The sequence below is a fragment of the Micromonospora sp. KC207 genome, assembly GCF_004348615.1.
GTDB lineage: Bacteria > Actinomycetota > Actinomycetes > Mycobacteriales > Micromonosporaceae > Micromonospora.
The window spans coordinates 1-6,276 of record NZ_SMKJ01000350.1 but is presented as its reverse complement, the minus strand read 5'-3'; the positions used below and the strand labels follow the sequence as shown (position 1 = coordinate 6,276).

General features: G+C 73.5%; 6 protein-coding genes. 4 read left to right on the top strand and 2 right to left on the bottom strand.

Annotated elements, in window-relative coordinates:
- A partial coding sequence (locus tag E1258_RS28785) for a dienelactone hydrolase family protein (protein WP_243715758.1) occupies positions 1 to 782 on the top strand: 782 nt, incomplete at its 5' end.
- Positions 783 to 798: 16 nt separating this feature from the next.
- Here the strand turns inward: E1258_RS28785 and E1258_RS28780 are convergent.
- Positions 799 to 1,941: a site-2 protease family protein gene (locus E1258_RS28780; protein WP_132406658.1), complete on the bottom strand. Its 1,143-nt coding sequence runs from the start codon at positions 1,939 to 1,941 to the stop codon at positions 799 to 801.
- A gap of 121 nt (positions 1,942 to 2,062) precedes the next feature.
- On the opposite strand from E1258_RS28780, the gene E1258_RS28775 reads away from it, so the two are divergent.
- The 3 genes from E1258_RS28775 (at position 2,063) to E1258_RS28765 (ending at position 5,486) form a co-directional block, all read left to right on the top strand.
- A complete protein-coding gene (locus tag E1258_RS28775) occupies positions 2,063 to 4,123 on the top strand; it encodes a prolyl oligopeptidase family protein (protein WP_243715757.1) in 2,061 nt (686 codons plus the stop codon).
- A gap of 71 nt (positions 4,124 to 4,194) precedes the next feature.
- Positions 4,195 to 4,632 carry a helix-turn-helix domain-containing protein gene (locus tag E1258_RS28770; RefSeq protein ID WP_243715756.1) on the top strand — a complete coding sequence of 146 codons (438 nt, stop codon included), beginning with the start codon at positions 4,195 to 4,197 and terminating at the stop codon, positions 4,630 to 4,632.
- A complete protein-coding gene (locus E1258_RS28765) occupies positions 4,629 to 5,486 on the top strand; it encodes an alpha/beta fold hydrolase (RefSeq protein ID WP_132406654.1) in 858 nt (285 codons plus the stop codon). The genes E1258_RS28770 and E1258_RS28765 overlap by 4 nt, the downstream gene beginning before the upstream one ends.
- Positions 5,487 to 5,612: 126 nt before the next feature.
- On the opposite strand, the gene E1258_RS28760 is transcribed toward E1258_RS28765, so the two are convergent.
- Positions 5,613 to 6,276: L,D-transpeptidase (locus E1258_RS28760; protein WP_132406652.1), on the bottom strand; the 664-nt coding region annotated here is incomplete at its 5' end.

Sequence of the window (6,276 nt, the reverse complement as noted above, 5' to 3'; positions counted from 1 at the left end):
CCGCCAACCCGTACGAGCGCGGCCCCGCCCCCACCGTGGCGAGCATCGAGGCGACCACCGGCCCGTTCGCCACCGCCCAGCTCACCGTCGCGCGCTCCGCCGTGACCGGCTTCGGCGGCGGAACCGTGTGGTACCCGACGAGCACGGCCGAGGGGACGTTCGGCGCGATCGCCATCTCACCCGGCTTCACCAACTCACAGTCCACTGTGGCCTGGCTCGGCCCCCGCCTCGCCTCCCAGGGCTTCGTCGTGGTCACCATCGACACCCTCTCGGTGTTCGACCAGCCGGCGAGCCGGGGCGCCCAGCTCCTCGCGGCCCTGGACTACCTGGTCGGCACCAGCGCCGTGCGCAGCCGCATCGACCGCAACCGGCTCGCCGTGATGGGCCACTCCATGGGCGGCGGCGGCAGCCTGTCGGCGGCGAACACCCGGCCCGCGCTCCAGGCGGCGATTCCGCTGGCCGGCTGGCACACCGTCAAGAAATGGTCCGGCGTACGCGTGCCGATCCTCGTCGTGGGCGCCGAGAACGACACGGTGGCCCCGGTGGCCTCGCACTCGGAGCCGTTCTACACCAGCCTGCCGGCCACCCTCGACAAGGCGTACCTGGAGCTGAACGCCGCCGGCCACTCCGCGCCCACATCGTCGAACGTGACCGTGGCGAAGTACAGCATCTCCTGGCTGAAGCGGTTCGTGGACGACGACACCCGCTACGAACAGTTCCTCTGCCCGGCCCCGCGCGACGCCACGATCGAGGAGTACCGCGACACCTGCCCGCACTCCTGAACCCCCGGCCGGCCGCTCAGCGGGGCGTCGGCGTCAACTGGTCGCGGAGGCTGCCGCGCTGCACCGCCCGGCTGATGTCGCTGGGCGAGACGATCCCGACGAGCCGCCCGCCGGCCACCACCAGCGCCCGGCCGTCGGCGCACTCGCTGAGCCGGGGCAGCAGGTCGGTGAGCTGCTCGTCCGGGTCGGCCAGCACGAGCTGGTCGGCCCGGCAGGCCACCTCGGCCAGCGTGGTCGCCGACCGGGCCTCGGCCGGGATGCCGCGTACCCGGTCGAGGGTGACCAGGCCGACCGGCCGGCCGTCGTCGGTCAGCGGCAACGCCGAGTGCCGGTACGCGAAAAGGTAGTGGTCGACGAAGTCGGCCACGGTCATGTCGCCCGAGGCGGTCTGCGGCTGCGGGGTCATCACGTCGGCGACCCGCACCCCGCGCAGCGCGCTGCCCATTCGGGCGTGCCGTTCCTCCATCCCGGCCGCGCCGATCAGGAACCAGCCGATCAGCGCCAGCCAGAGCCCACTGAACCCCGCCCCGCGCACGAACTGCCACAGGCCCAGCCCGATCAGCAGTGCGCCGAGGACCCAGCCCGCCCGGGCCGCCACCACGGACGCCCGGGTCCGGTCGCCGGTGGCCTTCCACACGGCGGCCCGCAGCAGCCGGCCCCCGTCCAGCGGGGCGGCCGGAAGCACGTTGAAGACCGCCAGCAGGATGTTGATGCCGGCCAGCCAGGCCAGCGCGCCGAGCAGCAGCCCGCCCACCCCGGCCAGGGCGAGCAGCACGGCGACGCCGCCGAAGAAGAAGCCGATGACCAGGCTGACCAGCGGCCCGACGCCGGCGATGCGCAGCTCCGCCCCAGGGTCGCGGGCCTCCCCGCGCAACTCGGCCACCCCGCCGAAGAGCCACAGGGTGATCCCGGAGACCTCCAGCCCGTTGCGCTTGGCGACCACGGCGTGCGAGACCTCGTGGGCGAGGAGCCCGAGGAAGAAGACCACCGCCGCGCTCAGCCCCGCGAGCACGTACGCCCAGGTCGGCTGGTCCGGGTACGACCGGGGGAACTGGCTGGCCGCCAGGCCCCAGGCGATCAACCCGAAGATGACCAGGACGCTCCAGTTGACCCCGACGGGAACGCCCGCGATCCGGCCGATCCGGAAACTCGCCCTCATCTGCCCGTCATACCCCGCGAAACGCCGGCCATGCCAGGGCCGATGGTCCCCCTCGCCCCGGACGTCGCCGGGCTGACCCGGCGGGAAGTCGGGGTTGACCCGGCCGGGAATAGTGGCAAAGGTGACGAGGCTGATCGATGAAGACGACGACCCGTACCGCTGGCTGGAGGACCTGGACGGCCCGGACGCCGCCGGCTGGGTGCGCGACCGCAACGCCGAGACCATGGCCGCGCTGACCGGCGGCGACCGGTTCGCCGCTTTGCGGGCCGAGATCCGCGAGGTGCTCGACGCGGACGACCGCATCCCCTACCCCGGCTGGCGCGGCGACCGCCTCTACTACAACTTCTGGATCGACGCGGCCCACCCCCGGGGCGTCTGGCAGCGGACCACCCTCGACGAGTACCGCCGGCCCGAGCCGCAGTGGGACATCCTGCTCGACGTCGACGCGCTGGCCGCGCAGGAGGGCGAGAACTGGGTCTGGCAGGGGGCGACGGTGCTGCGCCCCGGGCACGACCGGTGCCTGGTCAGCCTCTCCCGGGGCGGCTCCGACGCGACCGTGGTGCGCGAGTTCGACCTGGTCCGCCGGGCCTTCGTCGCCGACGGCTTCACGCTGGCCGAGGCCAAGAGCGCGGTCTGCTGGATCGACGCCGACCACGTTCTGGCCGCCACCGACGTCGGGCCCGGGTCGCTGACCACATCCGGCTACCCTCGGGTGATCCGGCGGTGGCAGCGGGGCACGCCGCTGGCGTCCGCCGAGGTCGTCTTCGAGGGCGAACAGGACGACGTCTCCGCGTACGCCTCCCACGACCACACGCCCGGGTACGAGCGCACCTTCGTCGGCCGCCGTCTCGACTTCTTCCGGTCCGAGGCGTACCTGCTGACGCCGGCCGCAGAGCGGGTACGGATCGACGTGCCGTCCGACGCCCACTGGGACGCGCACCGGGAGTGGCTGGTGATCGGGCTGCGCTCCGCCTGGACAATCGAGGGCGTCACCCACCCGGCGGGCGCGCTGCTGGCCGCCCGGTTCGACGCGTTCCTCGCCGGTGAGCGGGAGTTGACGACGCTGTTCACGCCGGACGAGCGCACCGCGCTGAGCTACCACGCGTGGACCCGCAACCACCTGATCCTGGCCACCCTCGCCGACGTGCGCAGCAGACTGGAAATGCTCATCCCCGACCCGGTCGGCGCTTGCGGCTCGCCGGGGCGGTGGCGGCGGGAGCCGCTGGCCGGTGCGCCGGAGTCCGAGCACAGCCGGGTGGTGGACACCGACCCGGACGTCGGCGACGCGTATTTGCTGGCCTCCGAGGGGTTCCGGCAGCCGGCGACGCTGCGGCTCGGGCAGGTCGGCGGCCCGGTCGAGACGCTCAAGCGGGCACCCGCCTTCTTCGACGCCTCGGGCCTGACCGAACGCCAGTTCTTTGCCACCTCCGCCGACGGGACGCGGGTGCCGTACTTTCTGGTGGGCGACCCCGGCGCGGCCGGCGGGCCGACCCTGCTCACCGGGTACGGCGGCTTCGAGGTGCCCGAGCTGCCGCACTACAGCGGCGTGACCGGCCGGGGCTGGCTGGCCCGGGGCGGCAGCTACGCGGTGGCGAACATCCGCGGCGGCGGCGAGTATGGGCCCGCCTGGCACCGGGCCGCGCTGCGGGAGAACCGGCCCCGGGCGTACGAGGACTTCGCCGCCGTCGCCGCCGACCTGGTGACCCGGGGCATCACCACCCCCGCGCGGCTCGGCATGGAGGGCGGCAGCAACGGCGGCCTGCTGGCGGGGGTGATGCTGACCCGCTACCCGGAGCTGTTCGGCGCGGTCGTCGCGCACGTGCCGCTGCTGGACATGCGGCGCTACCACCGGCTGCTCGCGGGCGCGTCGTGGATGGCCGAGTACGGTGACCCGGACGACCCTGCCGACTGGGCCTACCTGCGCGAGTATTCGCCCTACCACAACGTCGACGGCGACCGGCCGTACCCGCCGACGCTGCTCGTCACCTCCACCCGCGACGACCGGGTGCACCCGGGGCACGCCCGGAAGATGGCCGCCCGGCTGCGCGAGCGGGGGCACGAGGTGGCCTACTACGAGAATGTCGAGGGCGGGCACGGCGCGGCGGCGAACAACGCGCAGCGGGCGTTCGTGTGGGCGCTGACCCTGGAGTTCCTGTGGCGCAACCTGGGCGGGGAGGGGTAACCGCCCCTTCCTCATGTGGTTGCATCGGCGCAGGGTTGTCTATCACTCCCTATGCGTCCTATATTTAGGGCGTGATAGGGAGTGGTAAGCAGCTTTACGCCGTCGATGAGGTGGCCGACCTGCTCGGTCTGCACGTCAAGACGGTGCGCGGTTACGTCCGGGCCGGGAAGTTGCCGGCCACCCGGGTGGGCAAGTCTTACCGAATCGCGGCGGCCGACCTCGCGGAGTTCACCGGGCAGCCGCCGGCGCTGCCCGCCCGGGAGACCGTGCGCCGGGTGCGTCGGGTCGAGACCACCACGATCGTGCAGGTCGACGCGGCCGGCCCGGAGACCGTGCGGCGCATCGGGGCCATGGTCGGCGCGGCTGCGGGCACGGAGGACTGCGAGCCGCTGCGCGTCCAGACGATCTACGACGAGGAGCGCGCCGAGCTGAAGGTGATCCTCTTCGGCGGGCCGAACCGGGTCGGTGCCGCGCTGCGGCTGCTCGCTCTGGTGCTGGAGGACGAGTGACCACCATCTACCGCACGCCCGCCGGCCAGCGCGCCGTCGAGGCGGCCTACACCGACCAGTTGGGCCGCTGGCCCGTGCCGGCCGAGCAGCGCACCGTGCCGAGCCGGCTCGGCGACACGTTCGTGATCAGCAGCGGCCCGGCGGACGGGTTGCCGCTGGTTCTTCTGCACGGCTCGGGCACCAACGCCATGATGTGGGCCGGCGACGTAACGGCGTGGGCGGCACGGTCGCGGGTCCACGCGGTCGACGTCGTCGGCGAGGCCGGGCGCAGCGCCCCCGCCCGGCCACCCCTCGGCGGGGACGAGTACGCCGGCTGGCTTGACGACGTCCTCGACGCCCTTGGTGTGCAGGCCGCGTCGCTGGTCGGTGCGTCGCTCGGTGGCTGGCTGGCCGTCGACTACGCAACCCGCCGGCCCGGGCGCGTGGAGCGCCTGGTGTGCCTGTGCCCGGGCGGGATCGGCCGGCAGAAGTACGGCTGGCTGCTGCCCGCACTCCTGTACCGGCCGTTCGGCGCCTGGGGCCGCCGCCGCACGCTGATGACGGTGGCCGGCCTCAACCGGACCGGGCTGGGCCCGGTGGTCGACTACATGGACACCATCCACCGCCACTTCCATCCCCGCACGGAGAAGCTGCCGGTGTTCACCGACGACGCTCTGGCCCGCCTCACCATGCCGGTGCTCGTCGTCGTCGGCGAACGGGACGCCCTGCTCGACTCGCGAGACACCGTGCGGCGGCTGGAACATGCCGTCCCGCACGCCGACGTCCGACTGCTGCCCGGTGTCGGCCACTCCATCATCGGCCAGGGCGAGACGGTGCTCGCGTTCCTCAACGGCGCACCTCGAACACCAGGTTGAACGGCGCCTCGGCGAACCGGCGGAACCGCGTGAACCCGGCGGTTTGCGGTGGGTGACCCGTTCCTCACCAACACCGCAGCCCCCAACTTCGCACGGCACGCCGACGCCCGATCCTGCCGGGTGCGACTACGAGGACGGCGAGCTGGCAATCGAAGTGATCGGCGACGGCAGCGGGGTGGGCAGGGCGTCGACGACCAGCACCCCCGTGCCCGGCCGGACCTCGGCGAGCAGTTGGCGCTGGCCGCTGCGGGTCAGCCGGATACAGCCGTTGGTGACATCCTCGCCGAGGGTGTCGTCGTCCTGCCATGAGTGCAGGCCGATGTGCGCGCCGGCCAGGCTCGCGGGCACGGCGTCCGGGTCGTCGGGGATCGCGCCGAGGGCGAAGACGTCCACCCCGCCGTACACGGGCTCGGGCGGCGGGGTGCGGCCGAGGACGAAGGTGCGCCCGAGCGGGGTTTCCTGGCCGGGCATGCCGAGGCTGACCGGCCACGATCGCACGGCGGTGCCGTCGCGGTACCAGGTGAGCCGGTGCGGCCGGCGCTCCACCACGATCTGGTCGCGTAGCGGCACGGTGGCCCAGCCGCCGTCGGGCGGCAGCCAGGCGATCCGCCGGTTGGCCGAGGGCAGCAGCACCGCCGTCCAGCCGGTGCGGCGCTCGACGATCGGCACGGTCACCTCGACGCCGTTGATGGTGGGGGCGAGGAAGGCGAGCGGCCGGCCGCCGGGCGCGTCGTAGGCGGCGACCTTGCGGGTCGGCGTCAGCCCCTCGGTGAGGGGGGCGGGATCGGAC

What these genes read in the sequence shown, in the direction of transcription:
- E1258_RS28780 (WP_132406658.1), bottom strand. Translation starts at nt 1,941, where the DNA reads ATGAGGGCGAGTTTCCGGATCGGCCGGATCGCGGGCGTTCCCGTCGGG.